Here is a 20,322-nt window from a genome sequence, read left to right on the forward strand (position 1 = left end):
CGGGAAGCAATGATACTTCGCTACAGGCCGAAGTGTGGAGAAAGCGATTCTCTTTCCCATCGTCGTCCCGGCGAAAGCCGGGACCCATTACCACAGGGTTGTATTGTTGGAAAAAGGTGTGGCCCCAGCATCGCGCAACAATGGATATCGGTGGCTATGGGTCCCGGCTCCCGTGCGCAATTGCGCACTAGGTGGTGTGGACACTTATCGCATCCATAAGACGATGGCTGCGAGAGTGACGACGGCCAGGTAATTTCGGGCGGTCTTTTCGAAGCGGGTTGCAACGCGGCGGAACTGCTTGAGCTTTGAGAAGCAGCATTCGACGAGATGACGCTGGGCATAGAAATGCTTGTCGAGTGGATATTTGAGCGCGCGTGACGGGTTGTTGGGGATCACGGCGAGCGCGCCTTTGGCGGCGATGGCCTGGCGCAAGTGATCGGCGTCATAGGCCGTATCGGCCATGACGACCTCGGCGGATAAGCCTTCGATCAATGCGGCGGCTTGCGGTGCATCGCCCTTCTGACCTGCGGTAAGCGTGAACCGCACCGGACATCCCAAGCCTCGAACGGCCATGTGTATCTTGGTGCTCAGGCCGCCGCGCGAGCGGCCGATCGCTTGATCTTCCGCTTGATCTTCAGACCCCCCTTTTTGGCGCCGGCGGCGTGCTGATGCGCCCGAACAATGGTGGAATCGACGATCAGATATTCGAAGTCCGGATCATCGGACATCGCCTCGAAGATCCGCCACCAAACACCCTTGATGCTCCATCGACTGAAGCGCCGGAACACGCTGTTCCAGTCCCCAAACACCTCCGGAAGATCGCGCCAGGGAGACCCCGTACGCACGATCCACAGCACACCTTCCACGAACATCCGGTTGTCGCGCCCGGTGGAGCCCTTCTGATCGGGGCGCCCTATGATCAGCGGCGCTATCCGCTCCCACGCCGCGTCGCTCAATACCAAACGGTCCATCACACCCAAGGCGGCCTCCCCAAAAGCAGCCTTGAATCTGATTTGCTCCTAAAAGGGAATCCTTAGAGTCCACACCACCTAGGCCGGGACGACACCAAATGTACTGCGCCGCGACTTCGTTACAGATCGAAGTGTGAAGATGCCGAACCGTCATCCTGAGGTGCGAGCGGAGCGAGCCTCGAAGGATCGACGGCCACCAGCCGGGCCGTCGACCCTTCGAGACGCGCGCAAGAGCGCGCTCCTCCAGCGACAAAGGCGAAGCCTTTGCGCGGGGGTGACGGGACTACCCCAGCGCGCCGACCTCGAACACCTCGCCGTCGTAGCCCGCTTCCTTGGGGATGCGGAGCTGGCGGCCGGTGGCGGTCTTGGTCATCACGGGCATCACCGCGACGATCGGCTTGCCCTTGCTGTCGGCGAGCGCGGCGCCGACATTCGGCTGCTTGCCGAGCTTGATCAGGTTGCGCGTGGTCGGGAACGGCAGCTTGAAGCGGCCGGTCTCGCCGCCCTCCAGCGCCTCGCGCGGCGATACCCAGATCGAGTCGGTGGATTCCTTACCGTCATGGGCGCCGAGCTGCTCGGGCGGTGCGGCGGCGAGGAAGAACCAGGTATCGAACCGCTTCGGCATGCCCTCCGGCGTGATCCAGTGCGCGTAAGGCACGAGCGCGTCGAGCGCCAACACCATGCCGTTGTCGGTCAGCACCTTGTGGAAGGTGATCTTGCCTTCGTTCAGGGCCGCGCGATGCGCGGTCGCGATCTCGCTCGCGCGCCTGGCATCGACCAGATCCTTCCAGCCCTGCGGCCGCGCCAGCAGGATGCCGCTTTCTTCAAAAGTCTCGCGGATCCCCGCGATGCGGAAGCCGAGTGCGTCGGCGTCGAGGCCTTCCCCGCCCGAATAGAGCGCCGGATCGGCCGCGATCTCCTTGTCGTTCTTGTCGACGCTGCCGCCCGGAAACACCAGCGCGCCCGAGTTGAACTCGATCTGGTGATGGCGGACCATCATGAAAATTTCAATTTCGCGCGCTGACGTGCCGTCACGCAGCAACAGCACGGTCGAGGCAAGGCGCGGAGCAACGATCTCGGTCATGATTAGCCTGCTGCACTGGATTGCGGTTGCAGATTGGCGCGGCGATCGACCCGCGCCACGCGGGAGAGCAGATAGTCGACTTCCGCCCTCGCCTGCGGCGTGATCACCGCCCCCGGCTTGCGCTGGGCGCTGGACGAGATGATGCCGCGCTTCTGCAGCACGTATTTGCGCACCGTCAGCCCGACGCCGGGCTGCTGCTCGTAGCGGATCAGCGGCAGATGCGCGTCGAACAGGTCGTGCGCGGCATCACGTTTGCCGGCCTTCGACAGGTTGACGACGTCGATCAGCAACTCCGGGAAAGCATAGCCGGTCATCGCACCGTCGGCGCCGCGCTCCATCTCGAAATCGAGGAACAGGCCGCCATTGCCCACCAAAATGGACAGCGGCCGCAGCGAACCGTCCTTCTGGAAGTTGCGCAAGGTCGAGATCTTCTCCAGGCCCGGCCAATCCTCGTGCTTGAGCATCACGCAGGACGGCGAATCCATCACGATCTTGCGGATCACCGCCGGCGTGAACACGACGGTCAGCGTCAGCGGATAATCCTGCAGCACCCAGGGAATATCGTCACCGATCGCCTCCTGGGCCTGCTTGAAGTAGCCGATGATCTGGTCATCGGTGCGCAGATGCGGCGGCGGAGCGATCATGACGCCGGCGGCGCCCGCATCCATCGACTTCTTCGCCAGCGAGCGCATCGTGGCAAAGCCCGGCGCCGAGACGCCGACGATCACCTGCAGCTTCCTGGCGCGCTTGACGAAGCGCAGCGCGACCTGCTCGGCCTCGGCGGCATCGAGCTTCGGCGCCTCGCCCAAAATGCCCAGCACGGTGACGCCGTCGCAGCCGACCTCGGTGTAGAAATCGGTCAGCCGGTCGATCGATGCCTCGTCGATACGGCCCTCGTCGTGGAACGGGGTCGGCGCGATCGCAAAGGTTCCTGCGGCCTGGGCGGTGAGTTTTGTCATTATCTGCCTCTATCCTCTTTCGTCATTCCGGGGCGCCCGTGAGGGCGAACCCGGAATCTCGAGATTCCGGGTCTGGTCCTTCGGACCATCCCGGAATGACGTTTTAGCCTAAAACCGCCGCGCGCCCATCTTGATCTGCTCCTCGGAGAAGAAGATCTCCTTGGCGTGGGTGGCGATGTCCTCGGCCTTCCAGCCGGTAAATGGCGGCTTCCAGCCCTCCATTTCCATCATCCGCATCTCGCGGACGCCGCGCGGGCCCGAGACGCCGAGAACCTTGCCGGTCTGGTCACCCGACAAGTCGCTGACCATGTACAGCACGGCCGGCGCGATGCCATCAGGCCCGAGCGCCGCGCCCGGGTTCTCCTTGTAGCGGGGCAGGTCTGCGGTCATGCGGGTCAGCGCGCCCGGCGCAAGGGTCCAGATCCGGATGTTGTACTTGCGGCCCTCGATCGCCAGCACGTTGGAGAGGCCCCAGATGCCGCCCTTGGCCGCGCCGTAATTGGTCTGGCCGAAATTGCCGATCAGGCCCGAGGTCGAGGACGTGTTGACGATGACGCCGCCGCCATTGTCGCGCATCCATTTGAACACCGGCTGGGTGCAGCAGAAGGTGCCCTTCAGATGCACCTTCATCACCCTGTCCCAGTTGGCTTCCTTGGCCTTGTGGAAGGTCTCGTCGAGCAGGATGCCGGCGTTGTTGACCAGGATGTCGGCGCGGCCGAAATGCTTGATGGCGTCGTCGAACACCGACTGGCCGCCGGCCAGCGTCGAGATGTCGGCGCCGTTGGCGACCGCGCGGCCGCCCTCGGCCTTGATCGCATCGACCACCTTGTCGGCCATCGACTTGTCGGAGCCCGAGCCGTCGCGCGGACCGCCGAGATCATTGACCACGACAGCCGCGCCCTCGCGCGCGAACAGTTTTGCGTAGGCTTCACCGAGCCCGCCGCCGGCGCCCGTGATCAGCGCCACCTTGCCGTCGAGCAATCCCATCGTTTCTTCTCCCTTGTTATCGTGTCCCGGACGCGATGCAGCGTGAAACGCTGCTTCGCAGAGCCGGGACCCACACCCGGCGACTGGGCCCCGGCTCCGCATCACACCGCTTGCGCGCTGCGCTGCGTCCGGGGCACGAGAGCTACGCCAGCACCGTCTTGCCGCTCTTGATCACGGTGACGCCGCGCGATTTCACCTTGGCTTCGAACGATACGACGTTGCCGTCCTTCCACAGCTCCATGGTCACGGTCTCGCCGGGAAACACCGGCGAGGAAAACCGCGCCACGTGCTGCTTGAAGGCGGATGGATCGTAGTCGGCATAGGTCTGCAGCACGCCGCGGCAGGTGATGCCGTAGGTGCACATGCCGTGCAGGATCGGCCGCGGGAAGCCGGCCTTCCTAGCGAACTCCGGATCGGAGTGCAGCGGGTTGCGGTCGCCGCAGAGCCGGTAGACCAGCGCCTGGTCGGGCCGCGTGGTGATATCGACGACCTTGTCCGGCGCGCGCTCCGGCACTTTGTGCGGTTCGGGCTGGCCGTCCGACGGGCCGCCGAAGCCGCCATCGCCGCGGGCGAAGCGCGACGCGACCAGCGTTGCGAGCTTGTCGCCCTTCTCGTCCTTCAGCACGGTCTGGTGACGGATCACCGCACCCTTGTCCTTGCCCTTGTCGAACACGTCGAGCACGGTCGAGTCGGCCGTGATGTGGGCCGCGGTCGCGAACGGCTTGTGGAAGGTGATGTCGCGCTCGCCGTCGACCACCATCACGCGGTTCAGATTCATCTCGCCGGGACCGGCGCCCCAGGCGGCGACCGAGGCAAATGTCGGCACCACCTTGAGCGGGCGCGGCGTCAGCACGCCCTCGTTGACGAAGGCGAGCTCCCTCTCGTCCATCGGATCGGCGCCGAGCCCGATGCCATAGGCGTACAGCATCACCTCGCGGTCGCTGTAGCTGTATTTCTGGCCGAGATTCTTCAGGGCCATCAGCTGTTCGTACACGATCGGCATTGTTGTTTTCTCCCCGAACCTTTTTCCTGCTGCGCTGCCAATTGATGCGCCCTCTCCCCTTGTGGGAGAGGGCTACACCGGCAGTCGTCACAAACTCGCTTCGGTGAGGGGTTCGCGCCGCAGAGAGATCCTTTGCGCGGAGGGAGACCCCTCACCCGCCTTCGCCTTCGGCGAAGGCACCCTCTCCCACAAGGGGAGAGGGTAAAATCAGGCCGGCGTGAAGAACGGCAGCGGGGCGCCGTCGGTCGGCTTCCACACCACCTTTACCTTCTGGCCGATCTTCACCTTCTCCAGATCGCAATCGACGATGTTGGTCTGCAGCGACGGGCCTTCCTTCAGCGTCACATAGGCGATCGCATACGGACCGGTCGGCGACTTCCGCATCAGGCTGTAGGTGTAGACCGTCGCCTCGCCGCTCGATTCTTCCCACACCGTCTTGTCGGAGAAGCAGAACGGGCAGATCGCGCGCGGGAAGTAATGCGCTTCGCCGCAGGTGGTGCAGCGCTTGATCATGAACTTGCCCGCCTTCGCCGCCTCCCAGAACGGCGCGGTCTCCGGACTGGTCACCGGGGCATTGTACTTCTTGGCTTCAGACATCACGCACGCTCCAGAATGCAGGTTGAGGCGGCGTGGCGAACGCCGAGCAGGCCGCCGGTGCCGTGGGCGATCGCGAGGTCGCAGTTCTTCACCTGCACCTTCGGATGCGCCTCGCCGCGCAACTGGCGCACAGCCTCGAGGATTTTCGTCATGCCGCCGCGGTTGACGGGATGGTTGCTGCACAGCCCGCCGCCGTCGGTGTTGAACGGCAGCTTGCCGACGCCCGAGATCAGATTGCCGTCGGCAACGAACTTGCCGCCCTCGCCCTTCTTGCAGAAGCCGAGGTCTTCCAGCTGCATCAGCACGGTGATGGTGAAGCTGTCATAGATCGAGGCGTATTTGATGTCCTTCTGCGTCACGCCGGCCTCTTCGAAGGCGCGCGGGCCGGACCACACGCCGGCGGAGTATGTCAGGTCGAGATCCTTGCCGCCGCGCGGGCCCTTCGCCGCTTCGCCATGACCGATCAGCCGCACCAGCGGCTTCTTCAGGCTTTTCGCGATCTCGGGCGTGGTGACGATCATCGCGCCACCGCCGTCGGTGACGACGCAGCAATCCATCCGGTGCAGCGGATCTGATATCATCGGCGAGTTCAGCACGTCCTCGACGGTGACGACCTCCTTCAGCATCGCATGCGGATTGTATTGCGCGTGATGCGAGGCCGCGACCTTGATCCAGGCGAGCTGCTCGGAGGTGGTGCCGTAGTCGTGCATATGGCGCATGGCACACATGCCATAAGCATTGTGCGTGGTAGCCCCGTAGGCGGATTCGAAATCGGCCTCGGCGCCGGAGGCGCGCGGCGGCATCGGACCGGTGCGCGGCTTACCCGCCAGCGTGACCAGCGCGACCGAGCACTTGCCGGCGGCGATCGCCTCGGCGGCGTGGCCGAGATGGATCAGATAGGAACAGCCGCCGGTCTCGGTGGAGTCGACGTGACGCAGCTTCTTGGTGTTGAGGCCGAGATAATCGACCATCGGCCACAGCCCGCCCGGCGCGTCGCCGGCGCAGAAATAGCCGTCGATGTCGTCCTTGGTGAGCCCGGCATCCTCGATCGCGCCCTTGGCGACCTCGGCGTGAAGCTGTGCTGTTGATTTATCGGGTGCATGCCGGGTGGGATGTTCGTAGATCCCGGCAATGTAGGCCTTGCCCTTGATGGTCAAATCGCTCTCCGCTGGCGTTTCCTGGCTCCAGCGTTTTTCTGAACCGCCGTAGCAGCCTTGGCAAGCGCAGAAATATTCCGTCAGGTGAGACTGCGATCAAGGACCGTAGGGTGGGTTAGCCGAAGGCGTAACCCACCATTGCGTATACCGTCAGGCTAATGATGCTTTTCCAGGACGATCACTGCCCCAAGCGACGCGCATGACCACATCGATGCGGCATAGCAGTAGTTGCCTGGATATTCGCCGAGATAAAGGCGATCCACGTTTGGTTTCGCCAGACGATGCTTCACTTCATCCTTCCAGAACGCAAAGCGATCATCCGTAGCTGTCCACCTCAGCGGAAAGCCTACGTCGGCAACCACGATGGTCGAACCAGCGCGCAGAAGCCGAACAATTTCCGCCTCGCCTATCTGCTCAATGCGACGCGCACTCACCAGGCCGCTGCTGTCCCAGAGTTCTGTGAGCGGCATCTGCGTGACGATTCTCTTGCTCGTATCCATGCCCGAGTCATTACCCATCAATGCACCTGAGTGCGGGCGAAATGGTGGGTTACGCTTCGCTAACCCACCCTACGCATCGTGGCTACGCCTACTCCGCCGCCATCTGCCGCGGCGCGGGCGGCGGGTTGGCGAGGTCGGCGGCGAGTTGCGCGTAGCGAACCTTTGCCTCGTTGATCGCCTTGTCCTTCACCGGACCGTAGCCGCGGATGCGTTCCGGCAGCGAGAGCAGTTCGACCGCGATGTCGTGGTTGAGCGGCGAAAGCAGGCCCAGCACCGTCGCAACATCCTTCTCGTAACCCGCGATCAAATCGCGCTCGAGCTTGCGGTCGGCGTTGTAGCCGAAGACGTCAAGCGGCGTGCCGCGCAGGAAGCGGAACCGCGCCATCACCCTGAAGGCCGACATCATCCACGAACCGAAGGCCCGCTTCTTCGGGCGGCCCTGCGCGTCGAGCCCGCCGCCGAGGATCGGCGGCGCGAGATTGAAGTTGAACTTGAACTCGCCCTCGAACTGGTCGCGCAGCTGCTTCTCGAAGCGGCCGTCGGTGAACAGCCGCGCAACCTCGTACTCGTCCTTGTAGGCGAGCAGCTTGGCGTAATTGATCGCAACCGCGCGCGGCAGCGCCTCGCCATAGCCGCCCTTGGTGGCGACGTCGCGCACCTGGTCGACCAGCTTGCGATAGCGCTTTGCCAAGCGCGCGTTCTGGTAATCAGTCAGGAGCGCCATGCGATGGGTGATGATCTCGTCGAGCGACATCGCATCCAGCGTCTTCGGCGGCGCGACCTCGTCGTCGGCCTTCATCATCGCGGCGAGCCGCGCCGGATCGGCCGCGGCCAGGCGGCCGAGCTGGAACGCCTGCGTGTTCATCTTGATCGAGACGCCGTTAACCTCGATCGCCTGCTGGATTGCTTCTGCCGACAGCGGCAGCAGCCCGCGCTGATAGGCAAAGCCCATCATCATGATGTTGGTGGCGATGGAGTCCCCGAGTAGCGCTTCGGCCGGCTTGGTGAAGTCGAAGAAGGCGGAGTCCTTGCGAAGCTCGGTCTCCAGCACGCTGTTGACCTTGCGGCTCTGGAAGTTGAAGTCGCGATTGAGGATGAAATCCGCGGTCGGGATCACGTGGCTGTTGATGATGCCGACGGTGCGGCTGGCATCGCACAGCGTGATGGTGTCCTTGGAGGCCGCCACGACCTCGTCGGCGGCGAGCACCAGATCGGCGGTGCCGGTCACGATGCGCGAACAGGTCACATCAGCGGTGTGCTCGGAGAGCCGGACATGGCTCAGCACCGCGCCGCCCTTCTGTGCCAGACCGGACATGTCGAGGATCATCGAGGCCTTGCCCTCGATATGGGCGGCCATGCCGAGCAGCGCGCCGATCGTCAGCACGCCGGTGCCGCCGACGCCGCCGACCGCGATGTTGTAGGGCCGGCCGAGCGCGGGCTTCGATGCCGGCTCCGGCAGATCGCCGATCGCTCCGAGATCGAGATCGGCCGGCGCGCGCCGCCTGAGCTTGCCGCCGTCGACCGTGACGAAGGACGGACAGAATCCCTTCACGCAGGAATAGTCCTTGTTGCAGGTCGACTGGTTGATGGTGCGCTTGCGCCCGAGCTCGGTCTCCAGCGGCTCGACCGAGATGCAGTTCGACTGCACCGAGCAATCGCCGCATCCCTCGCAGACCGCCGGATTGATCAGCACGCGGCGCTGCGGATCCTCCATCAGGCCGCGCTTGCGGCGGCGGCGCTTTTCGGCGGCGCAGGTCTGCACGAACACGATCGCCGAGGTGCCCTTGGTATCGCGGCACATCTTCTGGACGTTCTCGAGCTCGTCGCGGTGGTAGAGCTTGACGCCGGGCGCGATCGTATCGGCCGGATAAGCGTCGGGAGTTTCCGAGACCAGATAGATCTCGCGGATGCCTTCGGCGTGGAGCTGGAAGGTGATCTTTTGCGGCGAGAGATCGCCGTCATGGTGCTGGCCGCCGGTCATCGCGACCGCGTCGTTGTAGAGGATCTTGTAGGTGATGTTGGCCTTGGAGGCGATCGCCTGGCGGATCGCGAGGATGCCGGAGTGGAAATAGGTGCCGTCGCCGAGATTGGCGAAGATGTGGTTCTCGTTGGTGAACGGCGCGATGCCGACCCACGGCACGCCCTCGCCGCCCATATGGGTGAAGGTCTCGGTCGAGCGGTTCATCCACAGCGCCATGAAGTGGCAGCCGATGCCGGCCAGCGCGCGGCTGCCTTCCGGCACTTTGGTCGACGTGTTGTGCGGGCAGCCCGAACAGAAATACGGTGTGCGGGTGACGGGTGCGGTTGCCTGCATCTGCGTCGACTGGCGGCCGTTGAACCAGTCGGCCTTGGCGCGCAGCATCTCGGCGATTTCAGGATTGAGATTAAGTCGAAGCAGCCGTTCGGTGAGCGAGCTCGCAAGCGAGGCCACGCTGAGCTCGGCGGCGAAGGTCAGGAAGCGCTTGTCGTGATCGTCCATCTTGCCGACGATGCGCGGGCGCACGTCGTCGCGCCAGTTGAACAGCTCCTGCTTGACCTGGTTCTCGACGATCTCGCGGCGCTCCTCGACGATGAAGATCTCCTCGAGGCCGACGGCGAAGTTGCGCACGCCTTCCGGCTCCAGCGGCCACGGCATGCCGATCTTGTAGAGGCGGAGGCCGATCTTGGCGGCGATGTCAGGCGTGATGCCGAGCTCGCGCAGCGCCTGGCGGATGTCCTCATAGCTCTTGCCCGAGGCCATGATGCCGTAGCGCGCGTTCGGCGAATCCATGGTGATGCGGTTGACCTTGTTGGCGCGGGCAAAGGCGATCGCGGCAAAGCCCTTGTAGTCCTGCAGCCTGCGGTCCTGCTCGAAACGGTCGTCGGGCCAGCGGATGTTGAGGCCGCCGGGCGGCAGCTCGAAATCGGCCGGAATGATGAACGGCGTCATCTCGTCGGTCAGGTCGATCTCGGCGGTGGTCTCGACCGTCTCGGTGATCACCTTCATGCCGACCCAGCAGCCGGAGTAACGCGACATCGCGATACCCAGGAGGCCCATCTCGATCATCTCATGGATGCTGGAGGGATAGAGGTAGGGCATCAGCGCGGAGATGAAGGCGTGGTCGGACTGATGCGGGACGGTGGAGGATTTTGCGCCGTGGTCGTCGCCGGCGAGACAAAGTACGCCGCCATGCTTGGCGGAGCCGGCCGCATTGCCGTGGCGGAACACGTCGCCGCAGCGGTCGACGCCGGGGCCCTTGCCGTACCAGATGCCGACCGCGCCATCATATTTGGCGCCCGGCGACAGCGCGAGCTGCTGCGAGCCCCAGATCGCGGTGGCCGCGAGATCCTCGTTCACGCCGGGTTGGAATTTGATGTTGTACTGCTCGAGATGCTTGCGGGCGGCGAACAGCTGCTGGTCGTAGCCGCCGAGGGGGGAACCGCGATAGCCGGAGATGAAGCCTGCCGTGTTGAGGCCTGCGGCGCGGTCGCGTCTGATCTGCGCCATGGGCAGGCGAACCAGCGCCTGGATGCCCGTCATGAAGACGTGGCCGGTGCCCTGGGTGTATTTCTGGTCGAGGCTGATAGGCCCTTGGTTGATTCCCATTTAGCCCTCTTTGCGCTGGTCGCGACGACTGCATTTTAGCTAGTCATCCGAACTTGTTAGAACCAGTCTATGTCGGATTTTCTCGCCTGCGCAGCACAATTCTGGGCGACCAAGCCGGTCGCCCAAAAATCGCAACTTAGTGCCGGGAATATCGGAGCGCCGTTTCGGTTTCTGTCGCAGGACAGGCCCGTGGCGAAATGGCGTAACGCGTCTTGTGGACCGGAAGGTGATTGGATGCGGCGACGACATCGAGCGACGGGTGCGATTCTGGCCGTTGTGCTGTTGTGCGGTGCGTTCGCGGCCCGCGAATGCGCCGCTCAAGCCACCGACGACATCGCCCGCGGCAAGGCGCTCACGATCGCCGGCGATTGCGCGAGTTGCCACACTACCGATCCGGCCAAGCCCTTTGCCGGCGGCAAGCGGATCGACACGCCATTCGGCGCGGTGTTCTCGCCGAACCTGACCCCCGACCGCGATACCGGCATTGGCGGCTGGAGCGACGACGATTTCCTCCGCGCGCTGCGCAGCGGCGTCTCGCCTGACGGGACGCATTATTATCCCGCCTTCCCCTACCCCTCTTTCACCAAACTGATCCGCAACGACATCCTGGCGATCCGCGCCTATCTCGCGACGCTCACGTCGGTCAGCAACAAGGCGCCGCCGCCGGAGCTGCGCTGGCCGCTGAACTATCGCGGGCTAATGCGAGCCTGGAATGCCCTGTTCTTCACGTCCGGCATCATCCAGCCGGACCAGAGCAAGGGCACGGAATGGAATCGCGGCCGTTATCTTGTCGAAGCCCTCGCGCATTGCGGCGCCTGCCATACGCCGAAGAATGCGTTCGGCGCCGACCGACGCGACCAGGCGTTCGGCGGCAGCATGGTTCAGGGCATGTTCGCGCCACGGCTCGATGGCGCTGAACGCAGCGGGCTGAAATCCTGGAGTGCCGGTGACATCGCAGAATATCTGGAGAGCGGCCGCAACGGACACAGCCACGCCGGCCCCCTGATGTCCGAGGTGGTGGTCAATTCGACCTCGAAGATGAGTGACGCCGATGTGCGCGCGATCGCTGTCTATCTGAAGAGCCTGCCGGCCGGCGCACCGGAGCCTGCGGTCACCCCGCCCTCGCCTGCGCAGATGAGCAATGGCGAGCGGATCTATCGCGGCGCCTGCATCGCCTGCCATGAGCTTGACGGCTCGGGCGCGCCGCGGATCTATCCGCCGCTGCCCGGCAACGCCAATCTGCAATCGGCCAATCCGGCGAGCACGCTGCGCATCATCCTCGATGGCGCCCAGACCGTGACGACGCCGCGCGCGCCGAACGCAGGCTCGATGCCGGCCTATCCGAAGCTGACCGACCAGGAGGTCGCCGACGTTGCGACCTATATCCGCAATGCCTGGGGCAACGCGGCGCCGGCTGTGACGGCCGACGAAGTCGCCAAGGCGCGGACGAAATAGGTGTCGTGTCCCGGGCGCGGTGCGGCGCGAAGCACTGCTCCGCAGAACCGGGACCCACCTGGCTCCGCGGCTGACATGGGCCCCGGCTCAGCAGCGCACCGCGAGCGCGCTGCGCTGCATCCGGGGCGCGAGAATCCCCTCACCGCTCCTCGCCGCGAAACACGAATTTCGGCATCTCCCATTTGTAGCGGATCGCCAGCATCCGGAAGGTCAGGCCGAGGGCGAAGGTCAGCACGGTCCAGATCTGGTCGTTGAGATGCAGGCCGAAGGCCGTCGCATAGAACAGCCCCGTCACCACGGATACGCTGGCGTAGAGCTCGCTGCGGAACAGCAGCGGCACCTCGTTGCAGAGGATGTCGCGCAGCACGCCGCCGGCGCAGCCGGTGATCATGCCGGAGACGATCACGATCGGCAGCGAAGCCTCGACCTGCCAGGCGATGTCGCAGCCGGCCATGGTGAACACCACGAGCCCGATCGCATCGAGCACGAGGAAGGCGAGATTGAGCCTATGCACCAGCCGCGCCAGCAGGATGGTGGCGAAAGCGCCCGCCGCCGCGATTGCGAGGTAGATCGGATGCTTGACCCAGAGCAGCGGATAATGCCCGAGCAGCACGTCGCGGATGGTGCCGCCGCCGAGCGCGGTGATCGCGCCGAGCATGCAGACGCCGGCCCAATCCATGCTGCGCCTGCCGGCCGCCAGCGCCGCCGTCATCGACTGCGCCGCTACCGCAATGAAAGAGAGGATGTGCAGCACCGAATCGGTGGGCGGCATGGTCCACATTGAAAAGGCCTCATGGAACAGGTTCGGAACCTGGAATCGGCGGTTCCATCATGAACGGGTTGCAACATTGGCGCGGAACATCCTCACGCGCCAGCGATTGTCCCGTGCGTTTAGTCTTAGCGTCCAGCCTTTGCGTTTAGCCTTGGGGGGCAAACGGAGGAACCTTGAAATGGCTTACCAACCTGACGATCCGTATCGCGCCAACCTGACCGATGACGAAATCCGCCGTCAGGCGCGCCTCAACAGCCTGGACAACGAGCTGCAGCCGGATCCGGAACTCCAGGACGGACCGGCCAGCAGCACCAAGGTCGCGATGTTCGCAGTTGCGGTGGCCGTGGTGCTCGGCGCGCTGTTCTACGGGTTGAACAACACGTCGGTGCACGAGGCCGGCACGACGCCGTCGACGCAGACCGCGCAGACCCAGTCGGTCAATCCGGCCGCGCCGCCTCCGGGTATGCGCGACGTGACGCCGAAGTCGAACAGCCAGCCCGGCATGACCACGGGCGCGGCGCCGGCCAGCCCTGCGGCACCAGCCAACCCGCCATCTGACATGAACAAGTCTGACATGAACAAGTCGGACATGAACAAGCCGGCCGCCCCGCCGGCCGAGAATGCGAAGTAACGAGTGACGACACTGACCAGGCGCGAGCAGCGGGCCGAAACGGCCCGCTGCTTTTTTGTGACGGCTACTTGAACATCTTGTTGAGCTCGCCGCCGGGATAGCCGTTGGCGAATTCGGTGAAAGTGCCCTTCTCGGCCATCTCCTTCGCGGCCTTCATGACGCCGGTCCAGGCCATCCGCGCCAGCGCGCCGCCGACGCTGATCCGGCGCACGCCGAGGTCGGTCACCGCTTGCAGCGACAACTCGGACGGACCGCCGATCAGGAGATTGACCGGCTTCGGCGCCACCGCCTTCACGACCGCGGAGATCTCCTCTCTGGTCTTGATACCCGGCGCATAGAGAACGTCGGCTCCGGCATCCGAATAGGCCTGCAGCCGCTCGATCACCAGATTGAGGTCCTGCTTGCCCCACAGGAACGCCTCGCAGCGGCCGGTGAGCAGCGCGCCGCTGTTGTCGGCATCGATGGCCTTGCGCGCCGCCTTGATGCGCTCGACCGCGAGCTTGTGCTCGAACAGCGGGTTGGCGGCGTCTCCCGTGGAATCCTCGATCGACAGCCCGGCGACGCCTGTCTTGACGCCGCGCGCGACGTTGACCGCGACCTTGTCGGGCTCGACGGCAAAGCCGCCCTCGAAATCCGCGTTGACCGGAATATCGACCGCCGCGCACACCGCGGTCAGATGATCGCAGACGTCGTCGACGGTGACGCGGTTGTCGGCCTTGGCGATGGTCCAGGCAAAACCCGCGCTGGTCGACGCCAGCGCCTTGAAGCCGAGATGTTGCAATGCGCGGGCGCTGCCGACATCGAACGGGTTCGGGATGATGAAGCATCCGCTCTCGTGCAGCTTCCTGAAGGCGGCGCGTTTGTCAGCAATTGGCAGTGGCATGGATCGCTCCCTGATATCGTTGGCCGCGGAGAGATAGGCATGCACATGGCAACACGCCAGTGTGCTCGGTGAAGTGCAATGGCTAAGCCTCGACCTTGCGCAGAAATGTCCGCTCCTCCGCGAGGATGAAGCGATTTTCCTCCGCGAAGCGGAAGTTCGCCATGCCCTCGCTGTCCTGGCGCAGCCGCGCGCGATAGGCCTCGTAAGCGGCGAGGCTTTCGAACGAGATCAGCGCGAAGCCGATGTTGTTGGTGCCCTCATGCGGCATCCAATAGCCGAGCAGGTCGCCGCCGCAGCGCGGAATGATCGAGAGCCAGTTCTTCGAATATTCCTCGAACATCGCGCGCTTGAACGGATCGAGCTGGTAGCGGATGAAGACGGTGATGGTCATTGGCGGCCTCCTGATTTGTCCGTCATTGCGAGCGCAAGACGAGCCTGCTTCCGATGCCGACACTACCCGCTTGCCCGACACCAATGCTTCGGCTATCATCGAACTATGAAAGCAGGACCCGACATCTCCCGGATCGCCGCTTTGGTCGGCGATCCCGCACGCTGCAACATGCTGACCGCGCTGATGACCGGCCGAGCGCTGACCGCGAGCGAGCTGGCGCAGGAGGCCGGCATCACGCCGCAGACCGCGAGCTCGCATCTCGCCAAGCTCGAGGCCGGCGGGTTGATCGAGCCCGAGAAGCAAGGGCGCCACCGCTACTATCGGCTCTCCGACCCCGACGTCGCCGACGTGCTCGAAGGCCTGCAGGGCATCGCCGCCCGCGCCGGCCATATGCGGGTGCGCACCGGGCCGAAGGATCCGGCGCTGCGCCGCGCCCGCATCTGCTACGACCATCTCGCCGGCGATCTCGGCGTGCAGATGCTCGACAGCATGAGGCGGCAGAAGCTGGTGCGCCAGAGCAAGCAGGCGATCGAGCTCACCGGCGAAGGCAAGCGCTTCATGGCCGAGGAGTTGCAGATCGATGCCGATGCGCTGACGCATCCGCGCCGTCCGGTGTGCAAGGCCTGCCTCGACTGGAGCGAGCGGCGGCATCATCTCGCCGGCACGCTGGGCGCCGCGATGATGGACCGCTTCACGGAGCTGAAATGGGCCGCGCGGGATGCCGCGCCGGGCAGCCGCGTGGTCAATTTTTCGCGAAACGGCGAGAAGCGGTTCGCCGCGCTGTTCGGCGCGGGCGAGTAGCATCGCGCATTCCAGCGGGCATGCGTGCCCCCGCGGTCGCGTTCATTCTCGTGCACTCGCCGCTCGCGCGCACCGCCTTCGAGCCTGCGAAATATTTCGAATTGATGCTGAACCTGCTTGCGGCGCGCTGACGCAGCCGTGAGCTGCAACATTCATGTCGCATTCAGCCCGCAACATTAAGGTCGGCGACATCGGGCACGGCTTCTGCAATGATCCGGCCGGGCGAATCGGTAAGTAAAAGTTTGTTGCGGTGCCGCAGCGCGGCCCAATTAAAAAGGAGAAGACATGAAGTATCTTTTTGCAGCAGCAGTTTTGGTGACGACCGCATTCGCCGGCATCAGCGCCGCTGATGCTGCCGGCGGTTGCGGCCCGGGCTGGCACCGCGGCCCCTATGGCGGCTGCGTCAGAAATCGTGGCGTTGTCGTCGTTCCGGGCGCGGTCGTGGTTGAGCGCCCCGTCGTCGTCGCACCTGGCCCGGTCGTGGTCGCGCCGCGCGTCCGCGCCTGCCCCTACGGCTTTGCCTGGCGCTACGGCCGCTGCCGCCCGATCTGATCCGGCACACCTGCGCAAACAAAACCCCGCCTCGCGCGGGGTTTTTCTTTGACATCAAGTCAATGTCACCAGCGGCGCCAGTGATGATGACGCCAATGGCGGCGGCGCCAGCCCCAATGCCTGTGGTGCCAGCGCCTGTGATGCCAACCCCAGCGGCGATGATGCCAGCGCACCTGCTCGGGCTTCAGGCGATCGACTTCCTCGCCCGTGGTGACGGCCGGATGCGCATCACCGGCCGCCGGCGCACGTGCATCCTGATTGAGCGGAAGCGGCGCGAGCGGCGCGGCCTGCGCGGTCGCTGCGAAGGTCACCGCACCGGCGGCGACACCGAACGCGATCTTCAGAAAATCCCGGCGTTCCATGAGAGTTTCCCTTTGTTGCTGCGTTGGACCAAGGCGTCAGCCAGTTTTTTCGCCACGGCCTGAACGCTCGCTGAACCGCGGGTTCAGCTTTCGCGGAACCCGATGCATCGCAGTTGCATTCGCGAGGTTGTGACGTCACACAATCATCACGCCGTCGTCTCCTCCGCGAGCACGAGGAGATCGCGCGTGCGCGTCACCTCCGGCCAGTCGCGGTTGAAGTCGGCGACCAGCCGCTTCATGTCATCGCTGTTGATCGCGCGCTCCAGCGCCGCCTGATCGGCGAACTGATAGGTCGCCTGATGCAGCGATGGATCGCTGAGACTCCAGCATCGCCACGCCCGCTCTGCGCCGAACGATTTCATCGCATCGGGCAGATGCTCGCGCGAATACCAGGCGTCGAAGGCCGGACGCCTGGCCGCATCGGTGACGGTGGCGCGAACGACGAAATAGGCTGCGGGCATTGGTTCCTCCAGATTTTTGTAGTGCGGGTTAGGCGAAGCCGTAACCCGCCACTGCTCGCGCGGAATGAAGACGGCGGGTTGCGCTTGCGCTAACCAGCCCTACGCATCCCTGCTGCGCATCGACGCACGCTATCGCGTCCTGCCCGTCATGCCCATTCCGCTGGTTTCGCGCTCCGCCGAACGGGACTAGCATCGGGGCACAAGACCATCTCCGGGAGGCCGCCATGAAGTCAGGACAACCGATCACGGATGCCAGCCACCTCTACGAAGTCGAGCGCCGCGCCCAGCACGCCGCCCGCCCCGGCTTCCGCATCACCGAGCTGCAGCTCTCGCCGACCCAGAAGGTGCCGTGGCACACCCACAGCAACATTTCCGACACGTTCTACGTGCTGGAGGGAAAGATGCGGCTGTTCCTGCAGGAGCCGAAGGAGGAGGTGAACCTGAAGGTAGGCGAGGTCTACGCCGTGAAGCCGACCCGCCCTCACCTCGTCACCAACGGCGGCACGACGTCGCTGACGTTCTTGATCCTGCAAGGCGTCGGCGAGTACGACTACGTGCCGCTGGCGTCTCATTAGGAAGAGGCGCGCGCGACGGACACCCCGGCTTATCCGAGTAGCCTGCATGAGTCATCGGGCGCGCATTCGTGCGCCCCGCTGGCTCATCACTGCTACGCCTGCTATTTCCGCTTCTGCTGCTGGATGAAATCCTGGCCCTGCTTGATCAGCTTCTGCATCCTCTCGTCGGCCTTGGCGTCATCATCGTCATCATCGTCCTTTTCCTTGCTCTCGGCCTTGCTGCCGGCAGGCGGCGCCGAAGGATCCGGACAATTCGCCTCGGTCTCCTTCACCCGCGTGTAGACCCGGTCGCCTTTGGCGACCTCGCTGCACATCACGAAATCCTTCGCACCTACCGGCACCGGCTTGACGCAGACCACGGTGGCGATGCCGCCGGGGATTGCCATATCGCAATTCACCTCACAGGCCATCACCTTCGAATAGGGATTGCTGGCGGTCACCGTGACCGTCCTCTTGTCGGCACCGAGCGTGCATGTCGCAACGTCAGCCGCGCACGCCGGCCCGGCGATGAGCAACATCGCCGCCGCACCAAACCATCTTGTCATGAAAATCCCTCGCCACGCCATCGATCCCCTTTGTCGCGGCGAGAGGAGAAATGGTTCGACCCCGCTGACATTCAGCTTTGGCGAGAGCAGAACAGAAACAACCAGCAATATGCGGGCTCGATGAATCACATCAGCTTCAGCGGCGCGTCGTGAACCAGGCGCAGGTCGATGCCGCCGATCAGACGCGCGCGGCGCGCCTCGGCGGTACTGATCGCGGCCTCGGTCTGCCGCAACGTGCTGACATTCGATCCGAGCGACACGATGCCGCCGAGCACCAGCGCAATCGATCCGAGAGCGGCTGTCTCACCGGAGCCCAACAGGCCGAGCAGCGCGATGAGCAGCAACGCAAAACCGCCCGCGATGGCGACCTTCGACCCGAGAATGATCCGCCGGGATCGTTCGGCGCTTTCGGCAAGCTCCTCGATCCGCGCCTCGATCTCGGCAATCTCGTCGGTCGGATCGTCTTCGATCGTCATATTCAAGCCCCCTGGGGCAGATCAGGCGCAGCTGCAACCCGTCATCGGCCGCTCTTTAGACCCATTTTTGCCAAACTGCTGTTGGTTCCTCAACCCCGGGGCAGGACCTTCAATTTGGAGCCCTGCATGTTCAAACGAATCTTTGTTGTTTGTTTCTTTGTTTTGACCGGATCAATTGCTTCTGAAGCGCGCCCTTTTCACACTAATCTCAGTCCAGAATGCAATGTGACCATGCCCTGCGACGCATCGTTGTCGCAAGCGCGACGCGAGAGAGTTTCGCAGTCCTCACGGCAGCCGCGGCTTTTGGAGCGACGCGTACCATCAGACAGTTACGCTTTGGCCGAGGCGACTGTGCCGCGCGGTCAGACGGTCAGCGGCCGACCGGCCGGTTGCCCGCGGTCGTTCTGCGGTTGCGGCGCGGCGATACGTGTGTTTGGCCGCATCGTCCCGGAATTGAATCTCGCAGCGAACTGGCTGCGCTTTCCGCGGACATCCCCGGCACCTGAAATGGTCGCAGCACGACACGGGCACGTCTTCGTCCTGGAACAGCACCTTGGGGGCGACATGTGGATGGCATATGACGCCAACTCAGGCGGGCACGCCACGCGAATTCACGCGCGTTCAGTGCGGGGTTATGCAGTCGTCAACCCGCGCGGGGCGTGACGGTCATCAGGTGATCGTGCAACTCGCGGCGCGGTCGGCGGCTGAAGCCGTCGATCGCGTTCGCGACAGGCCCTGGAGATCGATTGCCTGGCTTGCGGAGCGATCCGTGGCTCCGAAGTTGCAGACATGGGGCAACTCGTAGGGCGGGTTAGGCGAAGCCGTAACCCGCCTCATTCATCGCCACAAGACGATTCACGCTTCATCCATCCGCCTTGCGCGGTCTTGCGCAAGTTCAAGGGCCAGCGTGAGCCGACGACGATCCATTTTCCCAATATGCTTCCGAGTGTTCAGATACTCTTCAATACCTAATTTCTCGAACACAACCTCATCGCTATGCGTGTCCCGCGGCAATTCGATATGGACGACTATTTTACCGTCAACGAGGACATCATACAAAACCTCGTACTGTTCCGGGATACTATGGAAAACATAGATATTTCGTGTGATCGACTGCAGTCCACGCCGCAAATTTTGCAAGAGGGTGCTCGCCGAAGGCTCGGAAAGCAACCACTTGCGCCCCGCCTCCAACTCACTGATCATCCGCTTGTCGGATAAGGATTGTCGAGTCACTGCCATATTCCAGCGTCGGCATCGTTCGGTGGGTTACGCTTCGCTAACCCGCCCTACGACACTAATGAAGCGCAACTCCACCAAACCACGCGACATGCATGGCTTCCAGAAAGTCCTCGGTCATCTGTATTCCGGACGCATCTCCAATTACGCTGTCGATTCCGCACACAGGGCACAAGGCCGTCGAGCCTTCGTCGATCCACTCGACGATTTGATCCGGCCAAACGTTCGCTTGCAGTAGAAGCAACCGCAGCGCTGGCTGCGTTCGATTTCTGAGCGATGGTTGGCGCACTTCTTGTGAGCGGCACGCAGAGGGTGACCTTCAGGCAGATCAAAAACCG

General features: G+C 64.0%; 21 protein-coding genes and 1 pseudogene. 5 read left to right on the plus strand and 17 right to left on the minus strand.

All coding sequences use genetic code 11. The annotated features are described in order from the left end of the window. Positions 1-204: 204 nt before the first annotated feature. The 9 genes and pseudogenes from WDM24_RS24575 to WDM24_RS24615 form a co-directional block, all read right to left on the minus strand. Positions 205-980, minus strand: a pseudogene (locus tag WDM24_RS24575) (IS5 family transposase). A 274-nt stretch (positions 981-1,254) separates the two neighbouring features. After that, positions 1,255-2,055 (minus strand): NUDIX hydrolase, encoded by an 801-nt coding sequence (locus tag WDM24_RS24580; protein WP_338827369.1) that lies wholly within the window; start codon positions 2,053-2,055, stop codon positions 1,255-1,257. Between the two features lie 2 nt (positions 2,056-2,057). Beyond that, positions 2,058-3,014, minus strand: a complete 957-nt coding sequence (locus tag WDM24_RS24585) for a dihydrodipicolinate synthase family protein (RefSeq protein ID WP_338827371.1) — start codon at positions 3,012-3,014, stop codon at positions 2,058-2,060. A 108-nt stretch (positions 3,015-3,122) separates the two neighbouring features. Further along, the gene (locus tag WDM24_RS24590) at positions 3,123-4,001 is read right to left on the minus strand and encodes an SDR family oxidoreductase (RefSeq protein ID WP_338827373.1); all 879 of its coding nucleotides are present in this window, start codon (positions 3,999-4,001) and stop codon (positions 3,123-3,125) included. A gap of 142 nt (positions 4,002-4,143) precedes the next feature. Continuing rightward, positions 4,144-5,004, minus strand: a complete 861-nt coding sequence (locus tag WDM24_RS24595; RefSeq protein ID WP_338827375.1) for a MaoC family dehydratase — start codon at positions 5,002-5,004, stop codon at positions 4,144-4,146. Between the two features lie 207 nt (positions 5,005-5,211). Beyond that, on the minus strand, positions 5,212-5,601 hold the full coding sequence (locus WDM24_RS24600) for a Zn-ribbon domain-containing OB-fold protein (protein WP_338827377.1): 390 nt from the start codon (positions 5,599-5,601) through the stop codon (positions 5,212-5,214). After that, positions 5,601-6,758 (minus strand): thiolase domain-containing protein, encoded by a 1,158-nt coding sequence (locus WDM24_RS24605; protein ID WP_338827378.1) that lies wholly within the window; start codon positions 6,756-6,758, stop codon positions 5,601-5,603. The genes WDM24_RS24600 and WDM24_RS24605 overlap by 1 nt, the downstream gene beginning before the upstream one ends. Positions 6,759-6,913: 155 nt before the next feature. Continuing rightward, the gene (locus WDM24_RS24610; RefSeq protein WP_338827380.1) at positions 6,914-7,258 is read right to left on the minus strand and encodes a hypothetical protein; all 345 of its coding nucleotides are present in this window, start codon (positions 7,256-7,258) and stop codon (positions 6,914-6,916) included. Positions 7,259-7,346: 88 nt separating this feature from the next. Continuing rightward, positions 7,347-10,844, minus strand: coding sequence for an indolepyruvate ferredoxin oxidoreductase family protein (locus tag WDM24_RS24615; protein ID WP_338827382.1), 3,498 nt, complete (start codon positions 10,842-10,844; stop codon positions 7,347-7,349). Positions 10,845-11,078: 234 nt separating this feature from the next. On the opposite strand from WDM24_RS24615, the gene WDM24_RS24620 reads away from it, so the two are divergent. Then, the gene (locus tag WDM24_RS24620; protein WP_338827383.1) at positions 11,079-12,299 is read left to right on the plus strand and encodes a cytochrome c; all 1,221 of its coding nucleotides are present in this window, start codon (positions 11,079-11,081) and stop codon (positions 12,297-12,299) included. Between the two features lie 139 nt (positions 12,300-12,438). Here the strand turns inward: WDM24_RS24620 and WDM24_RS24625 are convergent, their stop codons facing one another. Further along, positions 12,439-13,080: a trimeric intracellular cation channel family protein gene (locus tag WDM24_RS24625; RefSeq protein WP_338827385.1), complete on the minus strand. Its 642-nt coding sequence runs from the start codon at positions 13,078-13,080 to the stop codon at positions 12,439-12,441. A 169-nt stretch (positions 13,081-13,249) separates the two neighbouring features. On the opposite strand from WDM24_RS24625, the gene WDM24_RS24630 reads away from it, so the two are divergent. Continuing rightward, complete coding sequence (locus tag WDM24_RS24630; protein WP_338689706.1) at positions 13,250-13,702, plus strand: hypothetical protein; 453 nt, start codon at positions 13,250-13,252, stop codon at positions 13,700-13,702. 64 nt (positions 13,703-13,766) lie between these two features. On the opposite strand, the gene WDM24_RS24635 is transcribed toward WDM24_RS24630, so the two are convergent. Together WDM24_RS24635 and WDM24_RS24640 are read right to left on the minus strand one after the other, a co-directional pair. Then, a complete protein-coding gene (locus WDM24_RS24635) occupies positions 13,767-14,585 on the minus strand; it encodes an isocitrate lyase/phosphoenolpyruvate mutase family protein (RefSeq protein WP_338827387.1) in 819 nt (272 codons plus the stop codon). A gap of 82 nt (positions 14,586-14,667) precedes the next feature. Further along, the gene (locus WDM24_RS24640; RefSeq protein ID WP_338827389.1) at positions 14,668-14,976 is read right to left on the minus strand and encodes an NIPSNAP family protein; all 309 of its coding nucleotides are present in this window, start codon (positions 14,974-14,976) and stop codon (positions 14,668-14,670) included. 105 nt (positions 14,977-15,081) lie between these two features. On the opposite strand from WDM24_RS24640, the gene WDM24_RS24645 reads away from it, so the two are divergent. Both WDM24_RS24645 and WDM24_RS24650 read left to right on the plus strand, forming a co-directional pair. Then, positions 15,082-15,777, plus strand: coding sequence for an ArsR/SmtB family transcription factor (locus tag WDM24_RS24645; protein WP_050402286.1), 696 nt, complete (start codon positions 15,082-15,084; stop codon positions 15,775-15,777). A gap of 285 nt (positions 15,778-16,062) precedes the next feature. Further along, positions 16,063-16,329 (plus strand): GCG_CRPN prefix-to-repeats domain-containing protein, encoded by a 267-nt coding sequence (locus tag WDM24_RS24650; RefSeq protein WP_166297296.1) that lies wholly within the window; start codon positions 16,063-16,065, stop codon positions 16,327-16,329. 65 nt (positions 16,330-16,394) lie between these two features. On the opposite strand, the gene WDM24_RS24655 is transcribed toward WDM24_RS24650, so the two are convergent. Next, on the minus strand, positions 16,395-16,691 hold the full coding sequence (locus tag WDM24_RS24655; protein ID WP_338827392.1) for a twin-arginine translocation signal domain-containing protein: 297 nt from the start codon (positions 16,689-16,691) through the stop codon (positions 16,395-16,397). A 146-nt stretch (positions 16,692-16,837) separates the two neighbouring features. Next, positions 16,838-17,152: a hypothetical protein gene (locus WDM24_RS24660; protein ID WP_166297300.1), complete on the minus strand. Its 315-nt coding sequence runs from the start codon at positions 17,150-17,152 to the stop codon at positions 16,838-16,840. Between the two features lie 224 nt (positions 17,153-17,376). On the opposite strand from WDM24_RS24660, the gene WDM24_RS24665 reads away from it, so the two are divergent. Further along, the gene (locus tag WDM24_RS24665) at positions 17,377-17,727 is read left to right on the plus strand and encodes a cupin domain-containing protein (protein WP_338827394.1); all 351 of its coding nucleotides are present in this window, start codon (positions 17,377-17,379) and stop codon (positions 17,725-17,727) included. 101 nt (positions 17,728-17,828) lie between these two features. On the opposite strand, the gene WDM24_RS24670 is transcribed toward WDM24_RS24665, so the two are convergent. The 3 genes from WDM24_RS24670 to WDM24_RS24680 all read right to left on the minus strand — a co-directional run bounded on the left by WDM24_RS24670 (position 17,829) and on the right by WDM24_RS24680 (position 19,981). Then, positions 17,829-18,272 (minus strand): hypothetical protein, encoded by a 444-nt coding sequence (locus tag WDM24_RS24670; RefSeq protein ID WP_166297304.1) that lies wholly within the window; start codon positions 18,270-18,272, stop codon positions 17,829-17,831. A 125-nt stretch (positions 18,273-18,397) separates the two neighbouring features. Further along, the gene (locus WDM24_RS24675; protein ID WP_338827396.1) at positions 18,398-18,748 is read right to left on the minus strand and encodes a hypothetical protein; all 351 of its coding nucleotides are present in this window, start codon (positions 18,746-18,748) and stop codon (positions 18,398-18,400) included. 855 nt (positions 18,749-19,603) lie between these two features. Then, positions 19,604-19,981 carry a hypothetical protein gene (locus WDM24_RS24680; RefSeq protein ID WP_338827398.1) on the minus strand — a complete coding sequence of 126 codons (378 nt, stop codon included), beginning with the start codon at positions 19,979-19,981 and terminating at the stop codon, positions 19,604-19,606. Positions 19,982-20,322 lie beyond the last annotated feature (341 nt).

Origin of the sequence: Bradyrhizobium sp. 27S5, from assembly GCF_037217225.1 — a bacterium.
In the GTDB taxonomy this organism is placed as follows: Bacteria; Pseudomonadota; Alphaproteobacteria; order Rhizobiales; family Xanthobacteraceae; genus Bradyrhizobium; species Bradyrhizobium septentrionale.

Excerpts from the sequence above, each read along its gene's own strand:
- WDM24_RS24615 (WP_338827382.1), bottom strand. The coding sequence starts at position 10,844 with ATGGGAATCAACCAAGGGCCTATCAGCCTCGACCAGAAATACACCCAG.
- WDM24_RS24670 (WP_166297304.1), bottom strand. The coding sequence starts at position 18,272 with ATGACAAGATGGTTTGGTGCGGCGGCGATGTTGCTCATCGCCGGGCCG.
- WDM24_RS24665 (WP_338827394.1), top strand. The coding sequence starts at position 17,377 with ATGAAGTCAGGACAACCGATCACGGATGCCAGCCACCTCTACGAAGTC.
- WDM24_RS24630 (WP_338689706.1), top strand. The coding sequence starts at position 13,250 with ATGGCTTACCAACCTGACGATCCGTATCGCGCCAACCTGACCGATGAC.
- WDM24_RS24610 (WP_338827380.1), bottom strand. The coding sequence starts at position 7,258 with ATGGATACGAGCAAGAGAATCGTCACGCAGATGCCGCTCACAGAACTC.
- WDM24_RS24660 (WP_166297300.1), bottom strand. The coding sequence starts at position 17,152 with ATGCCCGCAGCCTATTTCGTCGTTCGCGCCACCGTCACCGATGCGGCC.
- WDM24_RS24600 (WP_338827377.1), bottom strand. The coding sequence starts at position 5,601 with ATGTCTGAAGCCAAGAAGTACAATGCCCCGGTGACCAGTCCGGAGACC.
- WDM24_RS24580 (WP_338827369.1), bottom strand. The coding sequence starts at position 2,055 with ATGACCGAGATCGTTGCTCCGCGCCTTGCCTCGACCGTGCTGTTGCTG.
- WDM24_RS24645 (WP_050402286.1), top strand. The coding sequence starts at position 15,082 with ATGAAAGCAGGACCCGACATCTCCCGGATCGCCGCTTTGGTCGGCGAT.
- WDM24_RS24625 (WP_338827385.1), bottom strand. The coding sequence starts at position 13,080 with ATGTGGACCATGCCGCCCACCGATTCGGTGCTGCACATCCTCTCTTTC.
- WDM24_RS24620 (WP_338827383.1), top strand. The coding sequence starts at position 11,079 with ATGCGGCGACGACATCGAGCGACGGGTGCGATTCTGGCCGTTGTGCTG.
- WDM24_RS24650 (WP_166297296.1), top strand. The coding sequence starts at position 16,063 with ATGAAGTATCTTTTTGCAGCAGCAGTTTTGGTGACGACCGCATTCGCC.
- WDM24_RS24675 (WP_338827396.1), bottom strand. The coding sequence starts at position 18,748 with ATGACGATCGAAGACGATCCGACCGACGAGATTGCCGAGATCGAGGCG.
- WDM24_RS24585 (WP_338827371.1), bottom strand. The coding sequence starts at position 3,014 with ATGACAAAACTCACCGCCCAGGCCGCAGGAACCTTTGCGATCGCGCCG.
- WDM24_RS24635 (WP_338827387.1), bottom strand. The coding sequence starts at position 14,585 with ATGCCACTGCCAATTGCTGACAAACGCGCCGCCTTCAGGAAGCTGCAC.
- WDM24_RS24640 (WP_338827389.1), bottom strand. The coding sequence starts at position 14,976 with ATGACCATCACCGTCTTCATCCGCTACCAGCTCGATCCGTTCAAGCGC.
- WDM24_RS24595 (WP_338827375.1), bottom strand. The coding sequence starts at position 5,004 with ATGCCGATCGTGTACGAACAGCTGATGGCCCTGAAGAATCTCGGCCAG.
- WDM24_RS24655 (WP_338827392.1), bottom strand. The coding sequence starts at position 16,691 with ATGGAACGCCGGGATTTTCTGAAGATCGCGTTCGGTGTCGCCGCCGGT.
- WDM24_RS24590 (WP_338827373.1), bottom strand. The coding sequence starts at position 4,001 with ATGGGATTGCTCGACGGCAAGGTGGCGCTGATCACGGGCGCCGGCGGC.